Origin of the sequence: Actinomadura rubrisoli (genome assembly GCF_004349215.1) — a bacterium.
In the GTDB taxonomy this organism is placed as follows: domain Bacteria; phylum Actinomycetota; class Actinomycetes; order Streptosporangiales; family Streptosporangiaceae; genus Spirillospora; species Spirillospora rubrisoli.
On the sequence record NZ_SMKU01000070.1, the window covers coordinates 1 to 25393 of the forward strand.

Annotated in this window: 21 protein-coding genes; 10 read left to right on the forward strand and 11 right to left on the reverse strand. The window is 70.2% G+C overall.

Translation table 11 applies throughout. The annotated features are described in order from the left end of the window. On the reverse strand, positions 1-1369 hold a 1369-nt coding region (locus E1298_RS15935; protein WP_243725609.1), incomplete at its 3' end, for an MFS transporter. Between the two features lie 354 nt (positions 1370-1723). On the opposite strand from E1298_RS15935, the gene E1298_RS15940 reads away from it, so the two are divergent. The 5 genes from E1298_RS15940 (at position 1724) to E1298_RS15960 (ending at position 13585) form a co-directional block, all read left to right on the forward strand. Continuing rightward, a complete protein-coding gene (locus tag E1298_RS15940; protein WP_131893901.1) occupies positions 1724-8224 on the forward strand; it encodes a type I polyketide synthase in 6501 nt (2166 codons plus the stop codon). Between the two features lie 40 nt (positions 8225-8264). Beyond that, the gene (ccrA, locus tag E1298_RS15945) at positions 8265-9599 is read left to right on the forward strand and encodes a crotonyl-CoA carboxylase/reductase (RefSeq protein ID WP_131893903.1); all 1335 of its coding nucleotides are present in this window, start codon (positions 8265-8267) and stop codon (positions 9597-9599) included. A 35-nt stretch (positions 9600-9634) separates the two neighbouring features. Then, entirely contained in the window at positions 9635-10060 is a 426-nt protein-coding gene (locus tag E1298_RS15950; protein WP_131893905.1) for a hypothetical protein, read from the forward strand. A 160-nt stretch (positions 10061-10220) separates the two neighbouring features. Next, positions 10221-11033 carry an ABC transporter ATP-binding protein gene (locus E1298_RS15955; protein WP_131893907.1) on the forward strand — a complete coding sequence of 271 codons (813 nt, stop codon included), beginning with the start codon at positions 10221-10223 and terminating at the stop codon, positions 11031-11033. After that, the gene (locus tag E1298_RS15960) at positions 11030-13585 is read left to right on the forward strand and encodes an ABC transporter permease (RefSeq protein ID WP_131893909.1); all 2556 of its coding nucleotides are present in this window, start codon (positions 11030-11032) and stop codon (positions 13583-13585) included. Before E1298_RS15955 ends, E1298_RS15960 begins: the two co-directional genes overlap by 4 nt. Before the next feature lie 115 nt (positions 13586-13700). Here the strand turns inward: E1298_RS15960 and E1298_RS15965 are convergent, their stop codons facing one another. Further along, positions 13701-14039, reverse strand: coding sequence for a hypothetical protein (locus E1298_RS15965; protein WP_131893911.1), 339 nt, complete (start codon positions 14037-14039; stop codon positions 13701-13703). A gap of 478 nt (positions 14040-14517) precedes the next feature. Here E1298_RS15965 and E1298_RS15970 point away from each other — a divergent pair, with 478 nt between their 5' ends. Together E1298_RS15970 and E1298_RS15975 are read left to right on the forward strand one after the other, a co-directional pair. After that, a complete protein-coding gene (locus E1298_RS15970; protein WP_131893913.1) occupies positions 14518-15342 on the forward strand; it encodes a helix-turn-helix domain-containing protein in 825 nt (274 codons plus the stop codon). A gap of 84 nt (positions 15343-15426) precedes the next feature. After that, positions 15427-15630 (forward strand): DUF397 domain-containing protein, encoded by a 204-nt coding sequence (locus E1298_RS15975; protein ID WP_131893915.1) that lies wholly within the window; start codon positions 15427-15429, stop codon positions 15628-15630. An 89-nt stretch (positions 15631-15719) separates the two neighbouring features. Here the strand turns inward: E1298_RS15975 and E1298_RS15980 are convergent, their stop codons facing one another. From E1298_RS15980 to qcrB, 8 genes are all read right to left on the reverse strand, one after another. Beyond that, entirely contained in the window at positions 15720-16469 is a 750-nt protein-coding gene (locus E1298_RS15980; protein ID WP_165975481.1) for a phosphotransferase, read from the reverse strand. Positions 16470-16557: 88 nt separating this feature from the next. Beyond that, positions 16558-16992: a glycine-rich domain-containing protein gene (locus tag E1298_RS15985; protein ID WP_131893949.1), complete on the reverse strand. Its 435-nt coding sequence runs from the start codon at positions 16990-16992 to the stop codon at positions 16558-16560. 109 nt (positions 16993-17101) lie between these two features. Further along, positions 17102-17950 (reverse strand): helix-turn-helix domain-containing protein, encoded by an 849-nt coding sequence (locus E1298_RS15990; protein WP_131893919.1) that lies wholly within the window; start codon positions 17948-17950, stop codon positions 17102-17104. Positions 17951-17959: 9 nt separating this feature from the next. Then, positions 17960-18478, reverse strand: a complete 519-nt coding sequence (locus E1298_RS51560; protein ID WP_131893921.1) for a DUF6879 family protein — start codon at positions 18476-18478, stop codon at positions 17960-17962. After that, complete coding sequence (locus tag E1298_RS16000; protein WP_131893923.1) at positions 18447-18704, reverse strand: hypothetical protein; 258 nt, start codon at positions 18702-18704, stop codon at positions 18447-18449. The genes E1298_RS51560 and E1298_RS16000 overlap by 32 nt, the downstream gene beginning before the upstream one ends. Before the next feature lie 183 nt (positions 18705-18887). After that, a complete protein-coding gene (locus E1298_RS16005) occupies positions 18888-19940 on the reverse strand; it encodes a S1 family peptidase (RefSeq protein WP_131893925.1) in 1053 nt (350 codons plus the stop codon). Positions 19941-20189: 249 nt separating this feature from the next. After that, positions 20190-20354 (reverse strand): hypothetical protein, encoded by a 165-nt coding sequence (locus tag E1298_RS48125; RefSeq protein WP_165975482.1) that lies wholly within the window; start codon positions 20352-20354, stop codon positions 20190-20192. Between the two features lie 39 nt (positions 20355-20393). Beyond that, a complete protein-coding gene (gene qcrB, locus E1298_RS16010) occupies positions 20394-22037 on the reverse strand; it encodes a cytochrome bc1 complex cytochrome b subunit (protein WP_243725610.1) in 1644 nt (547 codons plus the stop codon). A 242-nt stretch (positions 22038-22279) separates the two neighbouring features. On the opposite strand from qcrB, the gene E1298_RS16015 reads away from it, so the two are divergent. Beyond that, the gene (locus tag E1298_RS16015) at positions 22280-23557 is read left to right on the forward strand and encodes a PucR-like N-terminal domain-containing protein (protein ID WP_243725611.1); all 1278 of its coding nucleotides are present in this window, start codon (positions 22280-22282) and stop codon (positions 23555-23557) included. Here the strand turns inward: E1298_RS16015 and E1298_RS16020 are convergent. Beyond that, positions 23538-23786, reverse strand: a complete 249-nt coding sequence (locus E1298_RS16020) for a hypothetical protein (protein WP_131893929.1) — start codon at positions 23784-23786, stop codon at positions 23538-23540. The two genes, E1298_RS16015 and E1298_RS16020, sit on opposite strands and share 20 nt — an antisense overlap. Before the next feature lie 197 nt (positions 23787-23983). On the opposite strand from E1298_RS16020, the gene E1298_RS16025 reads away from it, so the two are divergent. After that, positions 23984-24733 carry a GntR family transcriptional regulator gene (locus tag E1298_RS16025; RefSeq protein ID WP_131893931.1) on the forward strand — a complete coding sequence of 250 codons (750 nt, stop codon included), beginning with the start codon at positions 23984-23986 and terminating at the stop codon, positions 24731-24733. 1 nt (position 24734) lies between these two features. Continuing rightward, positions 24735-25289 carry an NUDIX domain-containing protein gene (locus E1298_RS16030; protein WP_243725612.1) on the forward strand — a complete coding sequence of 185 codons (555 nt, stop codon included), beginning with the start codon at positions 24735-24737 and terminating at the stop codon, positions 25287-25289. Positions 25290-25393 lie beyond the last annotated feature (104 nt).

Consider the following 25393-nt stretch of genomic DNA (forward strand, 5'->3'; position numbering starts at 1 on the left):
GCGGAGCGGGGTCGGGTTTGACGGAGGGGTCCTGTTTGCCGTGTTTGGGGCCCAGCCAGCCGCGCCGGCTGGGGAGGGTGAGGCCGCTGATGAGGCCGCCGATGAGGACGAGGACGGCGCCGAGGACGAGGCCGGAGGCGGTGCCGTTTCGGAAGGTCTCCAGTTCGGCGGCGCTCGCGCCCTCTGCGGGGACGTGGTGGACGAGGAGACCGATGATGGCGATGCCGAAGGCGCCGGAGGTCTCGCGGATGACGTTGATGATGCCGCTGGCGACGCCGGCCTGCTCCTCGGGGACGGCCTTGAGCACGTACATGACCAGGGGCATGCCCATGGCGGCGCCGACGCCGACGATCATGACGCCGGGCATGAGGTCGGCGTAGCCGTCGCCTCGCTGGATGGTGGAGAACAGGAACATGCCGAAGGCCATGAGGGCGAGGCCGCCGCCGACGGCGGGACGGGGGCCGAGCTTGGCGGCCAGCCAGAACGCGACGGGGGTCATCACCATGATGGCGATGGACGGGGGGAGCATGACCAGCCCGGCCTTGGGCGGGGAGAAGCCGAGGAAGCGCTGGAGGAAGGTGGCCGAGTAGAAGATCATCCCGTTGAAGCCGATGCCGTAGAGCATCTGGGACGCAAGGCCGCCGGCGAAGACCCGGTTGCGGAGGAACCGCAGGTTGATCATCGGGTCGGGGGCCCAGCTCTCGACCAGGACGAAGCAGGCCAGGGCGATGGCGGCGAGGACGAAGACGCTGAGGACGGACGGGTCGCTCCAGCCGTGCCTGTTCCCGGACTCCAGGCCGTAGGTGAAGGCGAACAGCATCGTGGCCGAGATGAGGACGCCGGGCAGATCGACCCTGGCGTCGCGGTTCTCGCCCTTGCCGGTGAGGACGACCAGGCCGAGGAGGATGACCAGGACGCCGGGGACGATGTTGATGAGGAAGATCCAGCCCCAGTCCCACTGCTGGACGATGAGCCCGCCGATCGTGGGGCCGAGGGCGGTGGCGCTGGAGGCCGCGCCGACCCAGACGATCGTGCCGAGGGAGCGCTGCTTGTCGGTGCGGCCGACGGTGACCATGACCTGGGTGGCGGGCAGGGCGAGGGCCGCGCCGGCGCCCTGGACGACGCGGGCCAGGATGAGGACGCCGGGCTCCTGGGCGAGGCCGCAGGCGGCGGACGCGGCGGTGAAGACGGCCATGCCGGTGACGAAGGTGGCGCGGCAGCCGTAGACGTCGGTGAGGCGCCCGCCCGCGATCATCAGGCAGGAGAACATCAGGATGTAGCCGGTGGCGACCCAGTCCTTGGCGGAGTCGGACATGTCGAGGTCGCGCATGATGGTGGGCAGGGCGCCCGCGACCACCGTGTTGTCCATGGTGATCATGAATGCGCTGACGGCCACCACCGCCAGCGCCCATCGATATCGGCCCCGGGTCACTGTCCGTACGGCGCGCGCTCCCGCACCCTCGGGAAATCCGCCGCTTCCCCCTAAAAGCACTAGTCGCTATTGTTACTGTTGGTTGGTCACTGGTCACTCGGCACTGACCGTGTGCCAGGCGGCACAACTATCCCATCAGGCCACAATCGCCGCTCCGGAGTCTTGTCATCACCGTGACAAGTGGCGGCGGAGAAAAGTGGTCTGGATGCGCATCGAGAGCCGGTCACCATAGGACAAAGTGGTCCCTCCGCTTCGATGAACGATCCCGGCTTCATGGGGGGAACCCACCGCATGCAGAGCAACGATCGTTCCGGAGCCGCGCAGGACGAGACTCGGACCAGCGAGGACTCGGTCCGCCGGTACCTGATCGAGCAGATCGCGCGTCGCTCCAGGACCCCCGCCGCCGAGGTCGATCCCGACCGTCCGCTCGAAGAGTTCGGCCTGGCCTCCCGGGACGCGGTGGCGATCGCGGGGGAGCTGGAGCAGATGCTCGCGCGGGCGCTGCCGGCCACCCTGGTCTGGGAGCATCCGACGATCAACAAGCTCGCGGTGGCGCTGGCCGGTGGGGAGGCCGCGCCGGAACCGGCCGCGGTGGCGCGGGACGCGGTGGTGCGGGCGGCGGTGCCGGACGAGCCGGTCGCCGTCATCGGGATCGGGTGCCGCTTCCCCGGCGGCGACCGGGATCTGACCGGCCCCGAGGACTACTGGCGCTTCCTGACCGGACGCGGCGACGCGATCCGCGAGGTGCCGGACGGGCGCTGGGAGCCGTTCGACGACGGTTCCCCCGAGGTCGGCGATCTGCTGGAGCGGACGACGCGGCTCGGCGGCTTCCTGGACGACGTCGCCGGGTTCGACGCGCGGTTCTTCGGCATCACGCCGCGCGAGGCCGCCGTGATGGACCCGCAGCAGCGTCTCGTCCTGGAAGTGGCGTGGGAGGCGTTCGAGCACGCGGGCATCGGTCCCGCGTCGCTGCGGGGCAGCCGGACCGGGGTGTTCGTCGGGGTGTCGGCGCCCGAGTACGCGGCGTTCACCGCCTCGGACCTGGCGTCGCTGGAGCCGTTCACGGCGACGGGCGCGGCGCTGAGCATCATCGCGGGCCGGCTGTCGTACCTGCTCGACCTGCGCGGGCCGAGCATGATCGTCGACACGGCGTGCTCGTCGTCGCTGGTGTCGACGCATCTGGCGGTGCAGGCGCTGCGGCGCGGCGACGCGGACGTGGCGCTGGCCGGCGGCGTGAACCTGCTGCTGTCGCCGACCGTGACGATGACCTTCGACCTCGCGGGCGGGACGGCCGCGGACGGGCGCTGCAAGCCGTTCGACGCGTCCGCCGATGGGATGGTCCGCGCGGAGGGCTGCGGCGCCGTCGTCCTGAGGCGGCTGTCGGACGCGGTCCGGGACGGCGACCGCGTCCTGGCGGTGGTGCGCGGCTCCGGCGTGAACTCCGACGGACGGTCGAACGGGCTCGTCGCGCCGAACTCCGATGCGCAGCGGACCCTGTTGCGGGACGTGTACGCGACGGCGGGCGTCGACACCCGCGAGGTCGACTACATCGAGGCGCACGGGACGGGCACGCTGCTCGGCGACCCGATCGAGGCGAAGGCGGTCGGCGAGGTGCTCGGCGCCGGGCGGGAGCCGGGCGAGCCGCTGCTGCTCGGCTCGGCCAAGTCGAACCTCGGGCACATGGAGTCGGCGGCGGGCGTCGCCGGGCTGATCAAGGCCGTCCTGGCGCTGCATCACCAGGTGATCCCGCCGAGCGCGCACTACAAGGAGCCCAACCCGCACATCCCGTTCGAGGAGCTGCGGCTGGCGGTCGTGGCGGACGAGACGCCGTGGCCCAAGCGGAGCCACCCCGCGCGCGCCGGGGTGTCCGGGTTCGGCTTCGGCGGGACGAACGCGCACGTGCTGCTGGAAGAGGCTCCGGCCCAGGAGACTGTCGTCCACTCCGCCGTCGTCCGGACGTTCCCCCTGTCCGACATCGGCGACGACCGGATCCGTGACTATGCGGCGCTCCTGGCCTGCTGGCTCCCAGGCCGCGACGACGTGAAACTCGCCGACCTGGCCAGGACCCTGCATGGGCGCCGGGGCCGTGGCCGCGCGCGCGCCGCCGTGGCCGCCCGCGACCGTGCCGGGCTGGTCGAGGGGCTGACGGCGCTGGCCGAGGGCCGTCCGCACCCGGGCGTCGTCACCGGTGCCGCGCTCGGCGTCCCGGGCCGTCCGGTGTGGGTGTTCTCCGGGTACGGCGCGCAGCGGGCCGGGATGGCGCGGCGGCTGATCGAGGAGGAGCCGGCCTTCGCCGAGGCCGTCGACGACCTGGACGGCCTGTTCGCCGAGGAGGGCGGCCCCGAGCTGTGGGCGCTGCTCGAAGGGGGCGGGAAGCCGGAAGGCCCCGCGGTCACGATGCCGGTGCTCTTCGCGATCCAGATCGGCCTCGCGCGGATGTGGGCGTCGTACGGCGTCACACCCGGCGCGGTGATCGGCCACTCGATGGGCGAGGTCGCGGCGGCGGTCGTCGCGGGTGCCCTCACCCCGCAGGACGGCGTCAAGGTGATCTGCCGCCGTTCCCGCCTTTTGACCCGGCTCGTGGGGGGCGGCGCCATGGCCGTTCTGGGCGCGTCCGCCGAGGAGGTCGCCCGGCTCGCCCGCGACCTGCCCGAGGTGTACGCGGCGGTGCACTCCTCGCCGAAGCAGACCGTGGTGACGGGCGATGCCGGCCAGATCGTCGAGGTCATCGCGCGCGCCGAGGCGGAGGGGCGCCTGGCCAAGCTCGTCCAGGCCGAGGGCGCCGGCCACTCGCCGCAGGTCGATCCGCTGCTGCCGGGCCTCCGCGAGATGCTCGCCGAGGTCGGCGCCGAGCGCGGCACCCCCATCGCCGACGGCGTCAGGCTCTACACGACCGCGCTGGACGATCCGCGCGCCCTCTTCGATGACGCCGCGATGTCCGGTTCCGGGCTCGGGGCCGACTACTGGGCCGCGAACCTGCGCAACCCCGTCCGGTTGACGGACGCCGTGGCGGCGGCGGCCGACGACGGGTACCGGACGTTCGTCGAGGTCAACGCGCACCCGATCCTGGCGCACGCGGTCGGCGAGACCCTGGACGGCACGGGCGCGCTGGTCACCCACACGCTCAAGCGGGCCCCGAAGGGCCAGGAGACCGACGACACGCTGACGTTCCACGCGCAGCTCGCCGCGCTGGCCGCGCACGGGCACGCGGTCGCCGCGCCCGTGGACGGGCAGGTCGTGGACGTGCCGCAGTCGCCGTGGCGGCACGAGCGGCACTGGGCGGACCTGCCGCCCCGCGGCTCCGGCGGACGCGACGAGCATCCGCTGCTCGGTGCCCACGTGGAGCTGCCCGGCGAAGACCGGCACGCCTGGCGCGCGGACGTGGGCCTCGCCGCTCAGCCGTGGCTGCGGGAGCTGACCGTCCACGGGCTGAACGCGCTGCCCATCGCGGCGTTCGCGGAGATGGCGCTCGCGGCGGGAGCGAGCGCGCTCGGGACGAAGGACGTCCGCGTCAACAGCCTGTGGATGGAGCGCCCGCTCGCCCTGGCCGACCACACGACCGTGACCACGACGTTCGCCGAGGCGGAGCAGCGCGTGGAGATCCACGCGCTGACCCCGGCGGGCACGTGGACGCGCCTGGCCAGCGCGGATGTCGGCGAGGACCACCGCGCCCCGGCCACGCCCGTCGCCGGCGTGACCACCGCGGTCGCGGGGGCGGAGCGGGGCAGCCGCCACTACCGGCTGCACCCCGAGGTCTTCGATCGCGGCCTGGCCGTGCTGACCGCGGAGGCGGCGGTCGCCGAGGGCGGGGTGTGGCTGGCCGACACGATCGGCAGCCTGCGCGTGTACGGGCCGACGCACCGCGGCGGCCGCGTCCAGGCGGGGATCGTCCACGGCGAGGACGGCCTGACCGGCTCCCTCCGCCTCCTCGGGACGGACGGGACCGTCCTCGCCGAGGCCACCGGTGTCGTCCTGCGCCGGGTCGAACGCCACGACGTGCCCGTTCCCGTCGCCGACAAGCTCGTCCAGCTCGTCTGGGACGAGACCCCGCTTACGGCCGGGGATGAAGAAGACGACGCGTCCCAGACCTGGTTGGTGCTGGCTGAAGACGATGACGCGCTGGCCGCGGCGACGGTCGCCGGGCTGGAGGCGCGCGCGCGGAGGGTCGTCCGGCATCGCCTGACGAACCGGCCGCCGATGGACGGTCCGCTCGCCGGGGTGGTGCTCGTCCCGTCCGCCGACCTTGTGGACGAAGAACTGGTCCTCACGGTGGCCGGAGTGAGCCGCTCACTGCCGGACGGGCCGCGCCTCTACGTGGCGACTCGTAGTGCCCTTCCCGTCCTGGACGGGGAGGCGGGCGAGCCTGCGCAGGGGTTCGTCGGGGCGCTGACCCGGGTCCTGGCGTTCGAGCGCACCGTCCAGCGGGCCACGCTCGTGGACGTCGACCGGCCGGCCGACCTGGTCGCGGAGCTGCTCGCGGACGGCGAGGCGCGGGAGGTCGCCTGGCGTGGCGGGACCCGTTACACGGCGCGTCTCGCGCGGGCCGTGCTGCCGGAGGCGGACGGCAGGCCGAGGCGGGCCGTCCGGCGCGGCGGCGCCTACGTGATCACCGGCGGGTACGGCGGGATCGGGCTGGTCACCGCGCGGCTGCTGGCCGAGCGCGGCGCGGGGCGGATCGTCCTGTCCGGGCGGAGCGGGCCGGACGCGGGCGCCGAGAAGGTGATCGCCCGGCTGCGCGAGGACGGCGTGGACGTCGGCGTCGTGCTCGGCGACATCGCCCGGCCCGGCACGGCGGAACGGCTGGTCGAGGTCGCCCAGGAGGGCGGCGTGCGGCTGTGCGGCGTCGTGCACGGCGCCGGGGCCATCGACGACCGGCTGATCTCCGACCTGGGCGCCGAGGATCTCCACAGGGTGTGGACGGCGAAGGTCGAGGGCGCGCGGCGGCTCAGCGAGGCCGTCTGGGACCTCGATCTCGACTGGTTCGTCATGCATTCGTCGGCGGCGGCGCTGCTCGGCTCGCCGGGGCAGGCCGCGTACGCGGCGGCCAACGCGGCGATCGACGCGCTGATGGCCTACCGGCGGGCGAACGGCCGCGCCGGGACGACCGTCAACTGGGGCACGTGGTCGAAGGTCGGCGGCGACGCGAAGGTGGCGGTCATCGACCCGATCAGCCCGGCGGAGGGCGCGGAGGCGCTGGAGGCGCTGCTCGTCCACCGGATGCCCGCGACGGGCGTGCTGCGGTTCGACCCGGTCACGGCGGTGGAGTTGTTCCCCGAGATCCGGCGGATGCCGTACTTCGCGGCGCTGACCGAGGCGGCGGACGAGCGCGGCGCGGGCGACGCGGGCGACTGGCCCGGGGTGGACGCGCTCAGGGCCCTCGACCCGGCCGAGGCGCGGCAGGCGGTCGCCGCGCGGATCAGGCACCGGATCGCGGCGGTGCTCGGCTTCGATCCGCAGCGCCTCGACCCGGCGGTCCCGCTCACCGACCTCGGGCTCGACTCGCTGGTCGCGGTGCGGATCAAGAGCGGCGTCGAGCACGACCTGGGGCTGACCGTCCCGGCGTCGGTGCTGTTGCAGGGCGCGAGCGTGAACGCCTTCGAGCAGTGGGCGTCCGTCGAACTCGGGCTCGCGGGCCCGCCGTCCCCGGCGGACGCCACGACCGCATCCAACGCCGAGGCCGGATACGTGATGCCGCGCGACGACGCCGAGCGCCTCGCCGTCAGGATCTTCGAGGACGTGCTGGGCCTCGACCGGGTCGGCGTCACCGCCGACCTCTTCGCCGACCTCGGCGGCCAGGAGCACCAGGCCGACGAGATCGCCGCCCGCGTCGCCGCCGGGCCAGCCTCGGAGGTGACCCGCGGCGAGCTGCTGGAGGTGCCGACGGCCGAGCACGTCGCCGACTTCATCCGTGCGGCCGACGAGGAGGCCGCGCGGCAGACCGTCCGTCCGCTGAAGACGTCCGGGAACCGCCGCCCGATCTTCATCGCGCACCCGGCGGGCGGCACCACGGCCGCCTACCGCCAGCTCGTCGACCTGCTCGGCGCCGACCAGCCGGTATACGGCCTGGAGCGGTTCGAGGACGCGCCGTCCGTCGAGGAGCGCGCGGCCCGCTACGTCCGGCACCTGCGGGAGGCGCAGCCCGAAGGCGCGTTCCGGCTCGGCGGCTGGTCGTTCGGCGGGGTGCTGGCGTACGAGACGGCGCGGCAACTGAAGGCCGCCGGACGCGAGGTCGAGTTCGTCGCGCTGTTCGACGCGGGCCTGCCGCTCCCGGTGGACGACGAGTCCGACACGCTCGCCCACCGCTTCTCCGCGTTCGCCGCCTACGTCAACGAGACGTACGACCTGGACGTCGCCCTCACCTACGAGGAGCTGTCGGGGCTGGACGAGGAGGCGCAGTTCGCGCTCGTGATGGAGCGGGCGGCGCCCCTGGCGGACCACATCCCCCCGGCGGCGCTCACCCACCAGCTGACCTCCCACCAGGACACACGTTCCCTGGAGGCATATGAACCCGGCCCGTACGACGGGCACGTCATCCTCTACCGCGCGCCCGAGGAGACCCCCTGGGCCGTGAAGGACGCGCGTTACGTGCTCGACGGGACCAACGGTTTCGGCGGGCTCTGCTCGGACCTGGAGATCGTCACGATCCCCGGTGCGCACCACCTGAACCTGCTCGACCCGCCCGGTGTGGAGGTGCTCGCCGCCCACCTGGAGGGCCGGCTCGCCGGACGCACCGCGCGTCGGCCGGTGATCCCCGGCGCCCGCGCGAACGGCATCGCCGTCCCGGCCCGCTGAGGGCCCGCCCACGACCCCGCGTTCCACGGAGGACACCCCCATGGCCCAGTCCGGCTCGTCCCACGACCTGCTCGACGCCGTACGGTCCGGCGCGAGCGGCCCCGAGCTGCAGGAGATCGACCTGCCGACCCGGTTCCGAGCCGCGTTCACGCGCAAGGACGAGGTCGGGATCTTCGAGGGGAAAACCGACAAGGACGTCCGGCGCTCCCTGCACGTCGGCGAGGTCGACATGCCCGAGCTCGCCCCGGACGAGTGCGTGGTCGCGGTGATGTCGGCGGCGATCAACTTCAACACCGTCTGGTCGGCCATCTTCGAGCCGGTGCCGACGTTCGCGTTCCTGGAGAAGTTCGGCCGGCAGGGCTGGCACGGCGCCCGGCACGACCTGCCGCACCACATCCTCGGCTCGGACGGCGCGGGCGTGGTCGTCCGCACCGGCAGCGGCGTGAAGAGCTGGAAGGCGGGCGACAAGGTCGTGCTGTCCCCGTCCTACGTGGACGAGGAGGACCACGGCTCCTACGACGACGGCATGATGAGCGAGACCCAGCTGGCCTGGGGCTTCGAGACGAACTTCGGCTCGCTCGGCGAGTTCTGCATCGTCAAGGCCAACCAGCTGATCCGCAAGCCCGCGCACCTGACCTGGGAGGAGGCGGGCGCCAGCACCCTGTGCGCCGCCACCGCGTACCGGATGCTGGTCGGCTCGCACGGCGCCCGGATGAAGCAGGGCGACGTCGTCCTGATCTGGGGCGCGACGGGCGGGCTCGGCTCGTACGCGACGCAGCTGGTGAAGAACGGCGGCGGCATCCCCGTCGGCGTCGTGTCGTCCGACGAGAAGGCCGAGATCGTCCGGTCGCAGGGCTGCGAGCACGTCATCAACCGCAGCGACCTGGACCTCGGCGAGCAGGGCCTGCGCCACCCGAAGGCCGGCCGGATGCTCGGCGAGGCGATCCGCCGCCTCGTCGGCGAGGACCCGGGAATCGTGTTCGAGTACCTCGGCCGCGAGACGTTCGGCGCGTCCGTCTACGTCGCCAAGCGCGGCGGCAAGATCGTCACCTGCGGCTCCTCGACCGGATTCAAGCACGAGTACGACAACCGCTTCCTCTGGATGCGCCTGAAGAGCATCATCGGCTCGCACGGCTTCAACTACCACGAGGCCGTCCAGACCAACCGGCTGATCGCCCTCGGCATGATCCACCCGACGCTCTCCAAGGTCTTCCCGCTGGACGAGGCGGCCGACGCGACGCGCGCCGTCCAGACGAACCAGCACATCGGCAAGGTCGCCGTCCTCTGCGGCGCCACCACCGAGGGCCAGGGCATAGACGACCCGGCGCTACGCGAGCGCATAGGCGAACAAAACCTCAACCTCTACCGCCGATGACGGACACCTCAGCGGCCAGGACCCCACACCCGGACGTGCTCCGAGAGATCACGCGTCTCGGCGGGATAATCAATGAACGTTTCGAGCCGGATGACCGGCGGATAGACACTCCGCTGGGAAAGCGCCTCATCCCATCGCCGGTTCAGGCGCTCCTGTCAGTCGAATGGCCAGAAGAACAACTCCAACCACACCGCGGCGGCGCGGCATTTGTGGTCCACGATGAAGACGACGATTACGAAATCACATTTCCCCAGCTGGTGAACGGGGATCCCATCGCACAAGATCGCGCCTGCCTCGTCATCGCCGTCAACGAGTCGACGCAACGCCTCTGGGTCATCGACCTCGATGACGAACACCCCGATGACCCCTGGGTGTACGAAATAGACCACGACCTCTACGATGTAGGATTCTTCAACCCCACGCGCTTGTCCCAGATGCTAGCCACCCTCCAAACCGCCTAGCCGGCCCCAACCCTCCTCCGCAATTACCTATCAGCTCGCGTAGGCAAGGTCTTCCGGCGAGGGCGGGCACGGTGGAGGGCGGGGTCCACCGGTTGGTGGACGGGAGGTTCAACCGGACGAGGCTGCCGCCGGAGGCAGGGCTTCGACCAGGCTCGTTGGCATGACGAACCTCCGTGAAAGTGTCCATGAAGTCGTGCGGCTTGAGGCGGTCGGCAAGCGTTACGGCGGGTCGGGGAAGGAAGTGACCGCGCTCGATGCGGTGAGCGTCAGCTTGAGCCGGGGCACGTTCACGGCGGTGATGGGGCCCTCCGGTTCGGGCAAGAGCACCTTCCTGCAGTGCGCCGCGGGCCTGGACCGTCCGACGTCGGGGTCGGTGTTCTTGGACGGCGCGGACCTTTCCCGGCTCGGCGAGCGCGAGCTGACCAAGCTCCGGCGCGAGCGGATCGGCTTCATCTTCCAGGCTTTCAATCTGCTTCCGGCGCTGACCGTGGAGGAGAACGCCGCGCTGCCGGTGCGGCTGGCCGGGCGCAGGCCCGGCAAGGACGAGGTCCGCGAGGTGCTCGAACGGGTCGGCCTCGGCGAACGGAGGCACAGCCGTCCCGGCGAGCTGTCCGGTGGCCAGCAGCAGCGGGTCGCCATCGCGCGGGCGTTGATCAGCCGGCCCGCGGTGATCTTCGCGGACGAGCCGACCGGGGCGCTGGACACCTCCACCGCGCGTGAGGTGCTGGCGCTGCTTCGCGAAGCGGTGCGGGAGGCAGGGCAGACGGTCGTCATGGTCACCCATGACCCGATGGCCGCCGCGCACGCCGACAGCGTCCTGTTCCTGGCGGACGGCCGCATCGTCGACTCGATCGAGGGGCCGACCGTGGAGCAGGTCGCCCAGCGGATGACGCTCCTGCGCGACCGGAGCCGGACCCAGCCCGAGTTCCCGTCGCAGTCGCGTCGGCCGGCCGGAACGGGAACGAACCGATGATCCGGATCGCGCTGCGCACCCTGCGCTTCCACAAGAGCGGTTTCGTCGCCTCCTTCATCGCGCTTTTCCTCGGCGCCGTGATCGTGGTGGGCTGCGGCGGTCTGCTGGAGACCGGCATCCACAACGCGGCGCCGCCCCAGCGGCTGACCGGCGCCCCGATCGTGGTCACCGGCGACCAGCGCTACCTGGGCACCGAGCGGGAGCTGGTGTTCGCTGAACGCATCCATCTGGACGCCAAGCTGGCGGACGACCTCGCGGCGGTTCCCGGCGTCGCCGCCACGGTCCCGGACGTGTCGTTCCCGGCCGTCCTACCCGGGTCGGACGGCGGGAAGAGCGGTGCCAAGGTGACGGGCCACGGCTGGTCCTCCGCCCGGCTCACGCCGTACCGGATCACGCAGGGCGCCGCACCGTCCGGGCCCGGCCAGGTCGTCCTGGGCGCCGGCCTGGCAGAGAAGGCCGGGCTCCGGCCCGGCGGGCGGATTGAGCTCCTCGTCCACGGCGGCGCCCGGCGCTACCAGGTCTCCGGCCTTGCCGCCGGGGCGGACGACCAAGGCCAGATCTTCCTGTCCGACTCTGAGGCGGGCCGGGTCACCGGGCGCCCCGGGAAGATCGACTCCATCGGCGTGCTCACCGCCCCGGGCGCCGACCCGGCCCAGGTCGAGTCGGCCGTACGGAAGGCGGTCGCGGGGCAGCCCATCGCTGTGCTGACCGGTGACGACCGCGGGCAGGCCGAGAATCCGGCCGTCATCGCCGACGGCGGTGATCTGATCGCCCTCGCCGCAGCCTTCGGGGGACTGTCGGCCATGGTGGTGGTGTTCGTCGTGGCCGGCACCCTCGGGCTGTCGATCCAGCAGCGTCAGCGGCATATGGCCCTGCTCCGGGCGATCGGCACCACGCCCGGCCAGTTGCGCCGGCTGATCCTCGGCGAAACCATGATCCTCGCAATCTTCGCCACCGTGCCGGCCTGGTTCCTCGGGCCCTGGTTCGGCCGCCTGCTGCTGAACGGCTTCGCCACCACCGAGGCGGTGCCGGACACCATCGCGTTCCGGGCGGGCACCGTCCCGCAGGCCGTCGGAGCGGCCGCGGCCCTGCTCACGGCGGGGTGCGCCGCGCTCGTGGCCGCGCATCGGGCGGCGCGCATCCGCCCTGTCGAGGCGCTCGCCGAGACCTCCGTCCAACGCCGCCGGTTCAGCGTCGTCCGGCTCGTCCTCGGTGTGCTGTGCCTGGGCGGCGGAGGCGCGCTGGCCGTGGGAACCGCCGGTTCCGACGGCCCCGACGCGGCCGGCGTGGCGACCCCGGCGGCGATGGTGTGGGTGGCCGGGTTCGGGCTGCTCGGCCCCCTGCTGGTCCGCGCCGTCTCCGCCCGGCTGCTGCGGCCGATGCGGGCGGTGTCCGGGCTGGCGGGCGAGCTGGCCGCGCGCAACACGCAGTCCCGGACGACCCGGCTGGCCGCCGCGGTCATGCCGGTCATGCTCGCGACGGGCCTGGCCCTCGGCCTGGTCTACATGCAGACCACGCAGTCGGCCGGCGCGGAGCGGGCGTTCCAGGAGGGCCTGCGGGCCGATCTGGTCGTCACCTCCCAGGCCGGTGGCCTTCCGCTCGACGCGGTCGACACGATCCGCACACAGCCCGGGGTCGCGGCGGCGACCGCCCAGATCCCCAGCCTGGGATACCTCGAACCCGACAAGCCCGTCACCGGATCCGGGAGCGGTGAGGAGTCGGCGGGTCCGCAGCCGATCGAACTGCCCCTGCGGGGCGTGACCTCCCAAGGGGTCACCCGCACGACGGGCTACCGCGCGGCCGCCGGCAGCCTCGACGCCCTGCACGGCGCCACCGTCGCGCTGCCGACCAGGTACGCCGGCGGGCACCGGATCGGTGACACGATCCCGATGCGGCTTGGCGACGGCAGCCGGATCGGCCTCAAGCTGGTCGCCACCATCGGCGGACGGCGCGGCTACGAGACCGGGCTGGTCCCGGCCTCGACCCTCATCGCGCACACCGACTCCGGACTCGTCCCGCAGATCATGGTGAGCGCCGCCCCCGGAACCGGCCACGCCCAGCTGGCCGCCACCGTCTCCAAGCTGGCCGAGAAGCACCCTGGCCTGCGTGTGGCAGACCAAAAGGCCCTGACGACCGCCCAGGAGGACCAGGACGACTCCCAGGCAGGGATGGCCTACCTGGTGCTCGCCGTGGTCATCGGCTACGCGGTGATCGCCCTGGTCAACACCCAGGTATTGGCGACGGCCGAACGCCGCCGTGAGTTCATGCTCCTGCATCTCATCGGAGCCACCCGCCGCCAGGTACTGCGCATGATGACAATGGAGGCCGTCCTGGTCTCCATGGCGGGGATCGCCCTGGGGGCCGTGGTCGCGGTGCTCACGCTGGTGCCGCTGAGCTTGAGCGTGCTGGATTCCGCCGTGCCGAGCGGCTCGCCGTGGATCCTCATCTCAGTGGTCGCCGCGGCCTTCGGACTCACCGTGGCCACCACACTGCTGTCGGCGAGGACCGTCCTCCGCGGCCACCCCGGCGACCCCGCCGGCCTCCGGCAGTGACCTGACCCAGAGAAAGTCGTGGATATTCGGTGTAGTAGTTGCAACACCCTGCACAGCGGGAGCGCGGTGAACCGGCCCACCACCGGTCCACCGCGCTCCCTGTTTCCCCTCCCTCTCAGAGCGGGCCTTGCCGTTCGAGGGCGCAGCTGATGAAGGGGGCGAGCTGGACGGAGATCTTGGATACCGCCCAGTCGGGGTCGGCGCAGGGAGCCAGCCGCTCGCCGGTGCTGGACATGAACCACCAGCCCGCTTCCTCCCGGTTCGCTGCGATGCTGTCCCCGATGCGCGGCACGCGCGCGTCGAAGACGCGCAGCAGCGGCGGGGACGCGGTGAACCGGGCCTGCGCCGTCCAGCCGCGTCGCCGCAGTCGGCGGGCGAGACGGCCCAGATGGCGGCGGGCCCGCCAGGCGTCCAGCGGAGACGGCGCGACCGGCGGACTCGGGGGGATCTCCACCGGCCGCGCCGTCTCCCTTCCCCTCCGGGCCGTCCCGGGGCGGACGGCCCGTTCCGGTGACGGGGAAGATGCTGCCGCGCGCCCCGTCACCGGAAGTTCCTCACCAGGCGGCCCGCACGGACGGCCTCCCGCTTCAACTCCGCCCTCAAATCGTCCGGATTCGGACGCATCACCGTTGGGTCCACTCCGGCGTTCGGGTCGATGAGAGTTGCGACATATTCCCCAAATTGCCCATCCCGGCGACGGGACCGCCATATGCGATGCCCTGGGAAATCCTCGCGGAGCCGTTCGAGAGCGGGATTCTCAGGTATCGAAAAGGTGTCTTTCACGGAAGGCCCCATGCTGTGATCTCCGGACGTCGAATGTGTTATAAGAATCACAGCAGCGCGTTGTCGCTGACCAGCAAGCCGGTGAGAGCAGCGCGCGACCCCCCTGCTAGATCAACGAAACCCAGGGACGGGTTTCGACAGGAGTTCTCATGGGATCACGCAGCGAACCATACGAGGCCCCCGCAATTCGGGCATTCGCCTCTGAATTGACCGCCTGGCGTTCGGCGGCCGGGCTCAATAAGACGGAGTTCGCCGAAGCCCTCGGATACACCCCGCAGTGGATCAGCCAGGTCGAGGCCGCCAAGAGCATCCCGTCCAAGGAGTTCGCCGAGAACCTCGACACCTTCTTCAAGACGAACGGCGTCTTCGTTCGGCAGTGGGAGCGCATCATCGACACCCGCCACCAGGCCATCCTCCCGCCCGGCTTTGCCGAATACCTCGAACTGGAGACGGAGGCGAGCCAGCTTCGAGGGTTCGATCTGACGTTGGTGCGTGGGCCGCTCCAGACCGAGGGCTATATGCGGTCCATCCTCAGCCACAACCGGGATCCTGAGACCGGCGCTCAGCTGGTCAGCGAGCGTCTGGCGCGTCGGGAGATCCTCACCCGCAAGGATCCGCCGTCCGCGTGGTTCACTCTTGACGAGTCGGTGCTGCGGAGAGAGGTCGCAGGGCGGGACATCATGCACGAGCAGCTCGCGCACATCCTCACCCTTGGTGAACGTTCCAATATCGAGATCGACGTCGTTCCACAGAGGCCCGAATACTACCCAGGGTACATCGGAAGTTTCATCCTCCTCAGCTTTCCCAAAGCCCCAGATGTCGCATACACCGAGGCGGCCGGGCAAGAGATGCTCATTCAAGATCCTGGGGCTGTGGCGCGCTTCGCAGTACTGTACAACTCGGTGAGAGGCCATGCGCTCCCCCTCGGGGAGTCGCGTGCCCTGATCGAGAGCATCATGGAGGGTTACAGATAATCAAACCCGTATTTGCCGGTCGTGCAATAGCGTAACGCGGGCCGAATTGATCACCACAACGGCGAATGTGTCGAGGTCGAGGGGATCACCCGAGTACCCGTCGAGGCGTGGCGCAAGGCCTGCCGAAGTGATCACCACGGCGGTGAATGCGTCGAGGTGGCGGAGGCCGGGCCGGTGGTCGCCGTCCGGGATTCCAAGGACCCGGACGGGCCCAAGCTGACCTTCGGCGCCGCCGACTGGCGCGCCTTCACCCGGCGGGCCAAGGCCAGCGTCCACGACCTGACCTGACCGCCCTCAACCCCCAGACGGGGGAAGGCTCCAGATGCCCGCTTGACCCCGGTCGGGGTCGAGCTGGGGCAAGGGGAGTTGTCGGACTTCTACAAGACGAGGCCGGCCCTGCGGTGGTCGGCCCACTGCTGCCCCAAGGCGGCCAGTTCAGCTTTCCAGGGGGTAGCGGGATCGGCGGTGCTGCGCTTCCGCCAGGTTTCGGCGAATGCCCAAGCGAGGCGATCGATGTCGATGGGCGCGGCTTGTGCCCAGGAGGGGAATTGGGCCAGCCAGTGCGCCACCTGGCCAGCGTGGTGCCCGGCTTTGAGTAGCCAGGGGATGAGCAGGGCCAGTTCCACCCAGGCGGCTCCACGCGAGGTGAACGCCCAGTCCACGACGTAGGCGCGGCCCTCATCGGTGATCAGCAGGTTGCCAGGGTTCAGGTCCGCGTGAATCAACCAGCCGCCCGCCATGGCGGACACGTCGTCCAGGACCGGTTGCCAACGCCGCTCCACCTGGAGTGTCACCGCATCGGGGGCGGGCGTCGCCTGGAGCGCCTCGATGGTCTTGGCCAACAGAGCAAGGTCCGGGGAACCGGGTGTGTAGTCGGCGTGGCGGGCCTGGACGTACTCAAAGCCCAGCAGCAGCCATCCCGCCTCCTCAATGGTCCACAGGAGGCGGGGGGCGTAGGGCTGCACGTGCGGGTTGATCCGGGCCTCGTTGCGCAGTGTCGCGACCTCGGGGCCGTCCCGGTCGGGTTCCTTGCGGGCGCCCTTGACGAAGACGGGGCCGCTTGTCGTTGTGAGCTTCCCAGCGAAGTGGGCGTGGTTGCCCGCTGGAGGCGGCGTCACCTCGGTCACCTCGCCGGTGTGTGCCTGGATGGCTTCCCTCACCCGCTCAGGGAGGTCGGTCCATGCATGATGCGCCATCGACAGCCTTCCTGGTGGGTCACACGCACGGGTTTTCGGGGCAGCAGGTTTCGCCGGTGGACCAGAATTCCATGTCGACGGGGTAGCCGGTGGCATGAAGCGCCGGGACGGTCCGGGCCATCGCGGCGCCGGAGCTGATGTCCTCGATCATGATGGGGACATGGTGGATGAACCGCCCGGCGACGCGTTCGCAGAACTCGGCGTACTCGTGGGTGTGCTCGATGAGACAGTGCCAGCCGGGGTCCACGGCCACGTCGGGGACGATTCTGACGGCGGGGTTGTCGGCGACGGCCTTGAGATAGACCAAGGTCTGCTCCATGACGCGCTCGGCGTAGCGGACGGTGACACGGTGCCGGGTCACCATGAACCTGACGAGCTTGCTGAAAGTCTCTGGGGACACCAGGTCGCGCGGGTCCTTGACAGCCTCGGCCGTCTTCTCCGGGGTGATGGTCATTGCGGCTACCTCCAGGGGTTGAGCGCGGCTGGTGTCGAAGCTCATACCAAGGAGGCTAAGAACCTGCCCGCCATCCGAGCCAGGAACTTGCATTAACTTGCACGCAGATTCACAGAGCTGTGATCGCTGCCGTGACCAACGCGCGGGCCGCGGCGCCGTGGACGGCTATGGAGGACAGCTCAGCGAACGTCCGCCGGTAGAGATCCAACTCCCCCGCCTGCTCTATCGTTATTTTGGCGGAAACGGTCTCGATAACTACTTGCTCATTATCCAAGAGCCAGAACCCCTCAACCGGCCACATGGCGCGATCGGCAGAGAAGGGGATAATCCCGAAGGAGACTGAAGGTAGAGCCATGACGTCGAGTAGATGGCCGAGCTGGCCGGCCATTATGTCCGGTCCGCCGATCCGGGTGCGTAGAACCGCCTCTTCAATTACTACAGCGAAGCGATGTACGCCAGAATAGAGTAGGCGTTGCCGTTCAACGCGCGCGATCGCCGCTTCTTCGCTGCCGCCGGGGATTGAGAAGAATTCAGCTATTCGATCAAGTAGTGCACATGCGTACCCGTGAGTCTGGAAAAAGCCGGGCACCACTCCGGGCTCATAAATAAGAAAAGCCTCGGTTCTCTCCCACAGAGGCAGCACGGCTTCTTGGAGGCGCTTCAAGCCTCCACGCTGCATGCGCTGCCATTCCACGTAAGCCGAGTCAAGTTGTCGACTGGCCGTGATAAGCTCGGCGGCCGTCTGTTCATCAGCTCCGCAGGCCGCACACCACGCTTTGATGTCGGAGTCTGTGAGCGCCTGCTTTCCGCTTTGGACACGACTACATTTCGACTCATGCCAGCCGCATGCGGCGGCCACCTCGCGGGCGGACTGACCGGAATCCAGACGGATCTCTCTCAGCCGGGCGGCCAAAGCCTCACGGGCCTGCTGGATGGACGATGAAGGATGCGTGGGCATGATCGAGCGCTAGAAGGGCCGGTACTCCTGGTGATCGGCTGCTCGTTCCCACACCGACTCAAAGGTGTTGGAGCAGAGATCGACTAGCGCCGCATCTCGCGTCACCTCGTTACTGGCCCACTCGCCATCACCAGTGAAGTGATTCCACACAAGAACAGAAGTATCAAAGACCCAGAAGTCCGCCGGAGGGATCACGAGCCCAGCCGTCCTGTGGCGCGGAAGCCAGCGAACCAATTCTCCGGCCGCCAAGTTCACGGGAGGCGTGCACTCCCACAACCAACGGCTATAGCTAGAAAGTGGCTCCGAGACAATACGTGCCCTCCGGACCTTGACCCCTCTAGCCACCGCCGCACCTACCGTAGAGATCCACCATTCGTCGTTGGCGTCCTTGGCGACGATGCCCGTTTCCTGCCACCTCGTGAACGAAGCATCCGCCATGTAGGCATCACGCGACTCTAGATGTATTGCCGATTGGGTCGCCGTAGATAGGAGGTCCTCAAACTTCTCGTTCGTCAAGGACGTCCCCATCAAGCGCCTCCAAAGCTTTAAGGATCATCGGCTTCATGCGTGCGGGTATTCTCACTGATGATTCATTCTCAGCCGTGCGACTGTAAGAAGAAATCTCTGCCAACACAGTCGCGTCCGTCTCCGTCCACCCCTGGAACACAAGTTCGCGGGTCGCGCGGTCGACGAAGATCGCAGGAGAACCCTGGTTCTTGCTGGTGTCGTCCTTGCCGTAGAACTCCAGAGCCATGATGACCTCCGCGTCGGGTTCTGTGCGCCGACTTGCGTACCTGCTGTGAGTCGATCGTCTGCTCTACAGGTCCGACCGTCAAGGACGCTGCCCCTTCGACGGGCGGAGGATGGGTGGAAATGGGTGTGGGGCTCCCGAGGTGTCGGGAGCCCCACGTTAGAGGGAGAGGGAGCGGGGGTTGCTTCAGCCGGTCTTCAGGGTGATGTTCTGCGACTGGAGCGCCTCGTCCAGGGGCTGGAAGTAGGACTCGAAGCCGCTGCCTGAGCAGGAGCTGCTGCTGATGCCGGAGGTGATTCCGATGGCGACGCTGCCGCCCTGGAGCGAGCCGCCGCTGTCACCGGGCTGGGCGCAGGCGGTGGTCGCGATCAGGTCGGTGACCGCGCCCTGCTGGTAGTTCACCGTCCGGCCGTAGGCGCGGATCGTCCCGGAGGTCGTGCCGGTCGTGGAGCCCTTCTTCTGGATCTGGGTACCGACGGCCGGGCGGCCCACCGTGGTGAGGTTGGCGTTGCTGGTCTGCTGCGAGCCGGTCTTGCGGAGCGTCCCGTAGTCGTTGCCCGGGAAGCTGCTGGCCTGCCTCGTGCCGAGGACCTGGCCGCCCGCGCTCCAGGTGGCGCCGATGGCCGTGCAGTGCCCGGCGGTGACGACGTACTCCGTCGAGCCGCTGACGGCGAAGGCCGAGATCGAGCAGCGCGAGCCGCTGGTGGTGATCGCGTCGCCGGGGCCGAGCGCCAGGCGGGCCGGTCCCGCCACGCGCTTGATCTCGACGGTCGGGCTGATGGAGCGCGCGCGCTTCACGAACGCCTTGGTGGCGGCGTCGTTGTCGTCCTTCGGCACGTTGACGACAACGGCGTTGGTGATGACGTCGACGCCCCAGGACATTCCGGTGGTGCCCTTGGTTCCGGCGAAGCGGTCGAGCTTGGCCTTGGCGTCGTCCAGCGGCTTGATGCCGTGCTTGACGATGCGGGCCTTGACTCCGGCGGCCTTGACCTGCTCGGCGGCGGCCTTGGTGGTCACGTTGACGACGAGGTTTCCGGTGCCGTCGAGGTAGGAGCCTGCGTGCTGGGAGCCGAGCCGGCCGGTCAGCTGGTCGGCCAGCTTCTCCTGGGCGAGCTGAGCGTGCCGGATGGTGCCTGCGGGCTGCGTCTGCGCCATGACCGGAGAGGCCCCGGCCGCGAGCAGCGCCGCGGCGCTCAACAGCGAGGGGACCGCGCGTTTGAGGTGCATTCCACGGTTCACTCTTGTCCACCTTTCGCCACCGACCGCCTGTGGGCGCCGGCGGCAACTCGGGTTGCGGGGGGCACGCGCCTGATCACGCGAACTCGCTGGTACGAGGCTCGCGATTAAGGCATCGCGTGACAGCAAGGTACGTCGGGGAGCTGTCGGTAACCAGTTTCAAGCCGTAACTGAAATTTCAGTGCTTCCTGAATGCGCTCGATTCCGACAGGCTGTGCAGATACGCCTCGGGACGCGCTGCGACCAGGCATTTCACGCCGTGGTCCACTCCCGTGCGGCCATTTTGAAATGGGCCTGCCCGCCTGTGTTTCCGCTGGTCGCGGCGCTGATGGCGTTCGGTTGCCGGATCCATGGGCGCTGGTAGTACCATTGATACGGCTTGTCGCGGGTGGCGTCGCGCCCCTTGTGCTGCGCCAATCGTGATTGGTGCGGGGAATTGCCCGGGTCGCGGGGTGGTCAGGGGCCCAGGGTTTTGTGCCTGTCCGCGCTGGTGGGCGTCGGGGGGCTGCCCAAGTCGTTCATGAAGCGGCGGTTCAGCGCGATGCGGAGACGGCCCAGGCGGGTGCGCGCTCCGGGGGCCGCCACGCCCTTGTTCTCAGGACGGGACAGTGCGACGGCCGCGGCTGGACGGGCGTCCGATATGGGGGCCAGGCGTTCCTCGTCCAGATGCCGTTCGACCTCGATGTACTCGCCGGTGGGCGTGCGGCGGATGATGCCCGTCTCCAGCCCGTGCTCGACGAGGCCGAGGTCGCGGCGCTGGAGGCCGAGGCAGATCCGGTACGCGATGACGTACGCGAGCAGGGGGCCGAGGATGACGGCGAAGCGGAAGAACCAGGTCGTCCAGAACAGCGAGATGTCGAAGCGGTCGGCGATGACGTCGTTGCCGCCGGCCAGCCACAGGACGCCGTAGAACACGACGCCGCCCGCGCCGATGCCGGTGCGGGCGGGCACGTCGCGGGGACGGTCGAGCAGGTGGTGGATCTCGTGGTCGCCGGTGACCCAGCGTTCGAGGAAGGGGTAGACGGCGAGGCCGGTGAACAGCAGCCCCGGCACCACCAGCGCCGGGACGATCACGCTCATGGCGAGGGTGTGCCCCCAGGCGTTGATCTCCCAGGCGGGCATCATCCGGAGCGAGCCCTCCAGCCAGCCCATGTACCAGTCGGGCTGGGAGCCCGAGCTGATCGCGCCCGGGTCGTAGGGGCCGAACAGCCAGATGGGGTTGATCTGGAAGAACGTCGCCAGCAGCGCCGTTACGCCGAAGACCCAGAGGAAGAACGCGGTGGTCTTGGCGATGAACACGGGGAAGAACGGATAGCCGCGGACGGTGGTGTTGGAGCTGCCCTTCCCCGGGAACTGGGTGTGCGTCTGCCGCCAGGTCAGGACGACGGCATGCAGCGGGATGAGCGCGAGCAGGATGCCGGGGATCAGCAGGATGTGGATGACGTACAGCCGGGGGATGATCTCGTCCCCGGGGAACTCGCCGCCGAACAGGAACATCACCGCGTACGAGCCGACCAGCGGGAGCGAGGCGATGACACCTTCGAGGATGCGGATGCCGGTGCCCGAGAGCAGGTCGTCCGGGAGCGAGTAGCCGAACAGCCCGTTCAGCATGACGAGCATGAACAGCACGATCCCGATCAGCCAGTTCAGCTCCCGGGGCTTGCGGAACGCGCCGGTGAAGAAGTTGCGCAGCAGGTGGATGACGATCGCCGCCATGAAGATGACCGTCGACCAGTGGTGGATCTGCCGCATCAGCAGGCCGCCGCGCACGTCGAAGGTGATGTCGAGCGTGGACGCGTACGCCTCGCTCATCCGGACGCCCCGCAGCGGCTCGTAGGAGCCGTGGTAGATGACCTCGTCCATGCTCGGTTTGAAGAACAGGGTGAGGAACACCCCGGTGAGCAGGATGATGAAGAACGAGTACATCGCGATCTCGCCGAGCAGGAAGCTCCAGTGGTCGGGGAACGCCTTGCGGATCGCCTTGCGGAGGAACGGCGCGCCGCCGAAGCGGTCGTCCACGGCGCTACCCGTCGCGCCCAGGGCCTTCGGAGGGACGCGCGGAGCCTTCGGAGGGACGCGGTCGCCGGGACTCGTGGGCACGTGGACCACCTCGCGCATCGCTCGCTCGTCCACTCACTGTCGCACCGGACGGCGGGACGGGCCAGAGCGCCCGGCCTGTGATGTTTTGTAGCGAATTCGGCCGAACCTGGTCGATTCTCAACCTAGACTTTGCGCCCTGGCATGCACCAAGTCATGATTTGCCTCACACAGGTCACATAAGTAAGTAATTACCCCGGTGTACGGCGCGGAACGCAGGGGCAGGAGAGCGGCGGGAGGTACACGTGGCGGATGAGGGTTCCACCGCCTACGGGCACCCGTGGGCGGACGTCCCCAGGGAGCTTGCCGATCACATGCGGCCCCATCTCGACGAGGTGGCGGACGACATGATGCTGGAGATCCAGACGCGCGTCCGCGAGTACGACCGGCCGGGAGACGGTTCCTATTCGGGGACGCTCCGGCTCGCCGTCGAACGCGTCCTGCACTACTTCGTCGACCGGGTGGCCGACCCCGGTCACGACCCGACGTCGGTCACCGACTTCTTCCGCGCCATCGGACGGGGCGAGGCCGGCGAGGGCCGCAGCCTGGACGCCATGCAGACCGCGATGCGGGTCGGCGGCATGGTCGCCTGGCGCCGGATCACCGCGGGCGCCGACGCCCTGCACGCGTCCCCGCGCATGCTCGGCGCCGTCGGCGAGGTGCTGATGCAGTTCCAGGACGAGCTGGCCGCCGCGGCCGCCGAGGGGTACTCCCAGGCCAGGGCCGCCGTCGCGGGCGAGATGCAGCGCCGCCGCAAGCGGCTGCTCGACCTGCTGTTCGCCGACCCGCCCGCCGCGCCCGAGGCCATCGCCGACCTCGCCGCGGCCGCCCACTGGCCGCTGCCCCGCACGATCGCCGCCGTGGCGCTAGGCCGCCACCACCAGGACTCCCGCCATCCCGCGTTCCCGCCCGACGTCCTCGCCGACCTGACCCGCCGCACCCCGAGCCTGATCGTCCCCGACCCGGACGGCCCTGGCCGCGCCAAGCTCGTGGACCGCGCCCTGTCCGGCACGCTCGCCGTGGTCGGCCCGACCGTCCCCGTCGTGGAGGCGGCGCGCTCGATCCAGTGGGCCCGCAAGACCCTCTGGCTCGTCCAGCGCGGGGTGATCGAGGCCGAGAGCGGCGTGATCCGCAGCGTGGAGCACATGTCGACGCTGATCCTCTTCCAGGACGAGGAGCTCATCACCTCGCTCGCCGACCTGCGCCTCGCGCCGCTGGCCCACCTGCGGGCCAGCCAGCAGGACCGCCTCGCCGAGACCCTGCTGGCCTGGCTCCAGTCGGGCCGCAACGCCAACGAGGTCGCGATGCGGCTCCACGTGCACCCGCAGACCGTCCGCTACCGGCTGCGCCAACTGGAGGAGCTGTTCGGCGACCAGCTGCTGGACCCCGACCTGCGCTTCGACCTGGAGATCGTGCTGCGGGCGCGGGCGCTGCTGGCCGGAGGGCCGGGCGAGCACATCGCCCCGCCCGCCCGCGAGGCGGTCGGCGACAGCGCCGAGGTCGTCAGCTTCCCCCGCGGCTGACCCGCCCGCCTCCGGGGTGGATCCGCAGCCGCTCGGCGGTGGCGACGCGCTCGGCCAGCCGGGTCTGGGCGTCGCACAGCAGCCACAGCTCGCCCTCGTCGGAGGCGACGAGCTCCTCCAGGCAGCCGTTCAGCAACTGGTAGTCGGTCAGGGGGGACACGCGCGAGGCGCGCAGGCCCGCGGCCGAGCGCTCGGCGTGCCACCCGGGCATGCACGTGATCACCGACATCACAGCGGACTCCTTGGTCGCCCCATGGTAGGTCTACCGTAAAGCGGCCGTCCTGCCGCCACAACGCGTTCGCGAACACCGACCGTTTCCGGTCGTTCGCGGGGCGTGAGGCCCGCGTTCGAGCGGGCGGCCGGGGCCGATCGATACAACGCTGTACCGTGTGAGGGCAACGCCCGCAGTTCGGAGCAGGAACTGGTATGCCTCGACCCCCCGCCAAGGCTCAGGCGATCACGAGCGCGCTGGCCGCTCGCATCGTCGAAGGTGAGCTGGACCCGGGCGCGTGGCTGCCGTCCGAGCGCGAGCTGGCCCGCGAGTACGGCGCCGACCGCTCCACCGTCCGCCGGGCCCTGCGGATGCTCGCCGAACACGGACTCGTCCAGCTCAGGCACGGCGCGGGCGCCCAGGTGCGGGCCGGGCAGCCGGTGCGGCGCGCCGCGTCCGACATCACCCGGCAGGTCGGGGCGTGGCGCGGCTTCCACGTGTCGGCGCAGGCGGGCGGGCGCAGGCCGTTCACCCGCACCACGGTCAGCGAGGTGGAGGCGGGCGCGCCGGTCGCGCGGCGGCTCGGGGTCCCCGTGGGGACGAGGGTGCTGGAGCGGGCGCGGGTCCAGGGCGTCGACGGCGAGCCGCCCGTCCAGACGGCGACGACGTGGGTGCGCCTGGAGATCGTCGAGCGGATCCCCGTCCTGCGCGAGGTCGACACCGGGCCGGGCGGCATCTACTCGCGGCTGGAGGAGATCGGGTACCGGATCCTGTTCGAGGAGTCGGTGACGTGCCGCCTGCCCCGCCCGGACGAGCAGGAGACGTTGCGGATCGGTGCCGACCAGCCCGTCCTGACCCTGTGGCGCCGCGCATGCGACCAGGATGAGCGGGTGGTCGAGGTCACCCACCGGGTGGTGGTGGGCGACCGCCACGAACTCGTCTACCGATACGGCTCGGGAGCCTGACTTGAACAACGCCGGGGAGCACGCGGTCCGCCAGGTCGCCACGCGGGTGGTGTACGAGAACCCGTGGATGGTCGTCCGCGAGGACGACGTCGAGCGGCCGGACGGCTCGCGCGGCATCTTCGGGGTCGTCGACAAGCCCGACTTCGCCCTGATCATCCCGGCGGAGGACGACGGGTTCCACATGGTCGAGGAGTACCGCTACCCGATCGGGCGCCGCACCTGGAGCTTCCCGCAAGGGACGCTGCCGGGCCAGGCGCGGGCGGAACCGGAGGAGCTGGCGCGCCGGGAGCTGGCCGAGGAGACCGGCTTCCGCGCGGAGAACATGCTCCGTCTCGGCTTCCTGCACAGCTCGCACGGGTCGAGCGGGCAGGGCTTCAACGTCTTCCTCGCCACCGGCCTGAAGCCGGGCGAGGCCGCCCGGGAGCACGAGGAGCAGGACATGCGGCAGCGCTGGCTGCCCAGGTCCGAGTTCAAGACCATGGTCCGCGACGGCCTCATCACCGACGACTCCACCCTCGCCGCCTACACCCTCCTGACCTTCCACGAGGCTGAGTGACCCCGCGCCACCTGATGCCGCCGGCATGACGTGAGCACTGGTCCATCAGGGCTCTGAGTGACCTCAACTGTCACGCGATCGCGTTGACCTGACCGGTGGGGCAA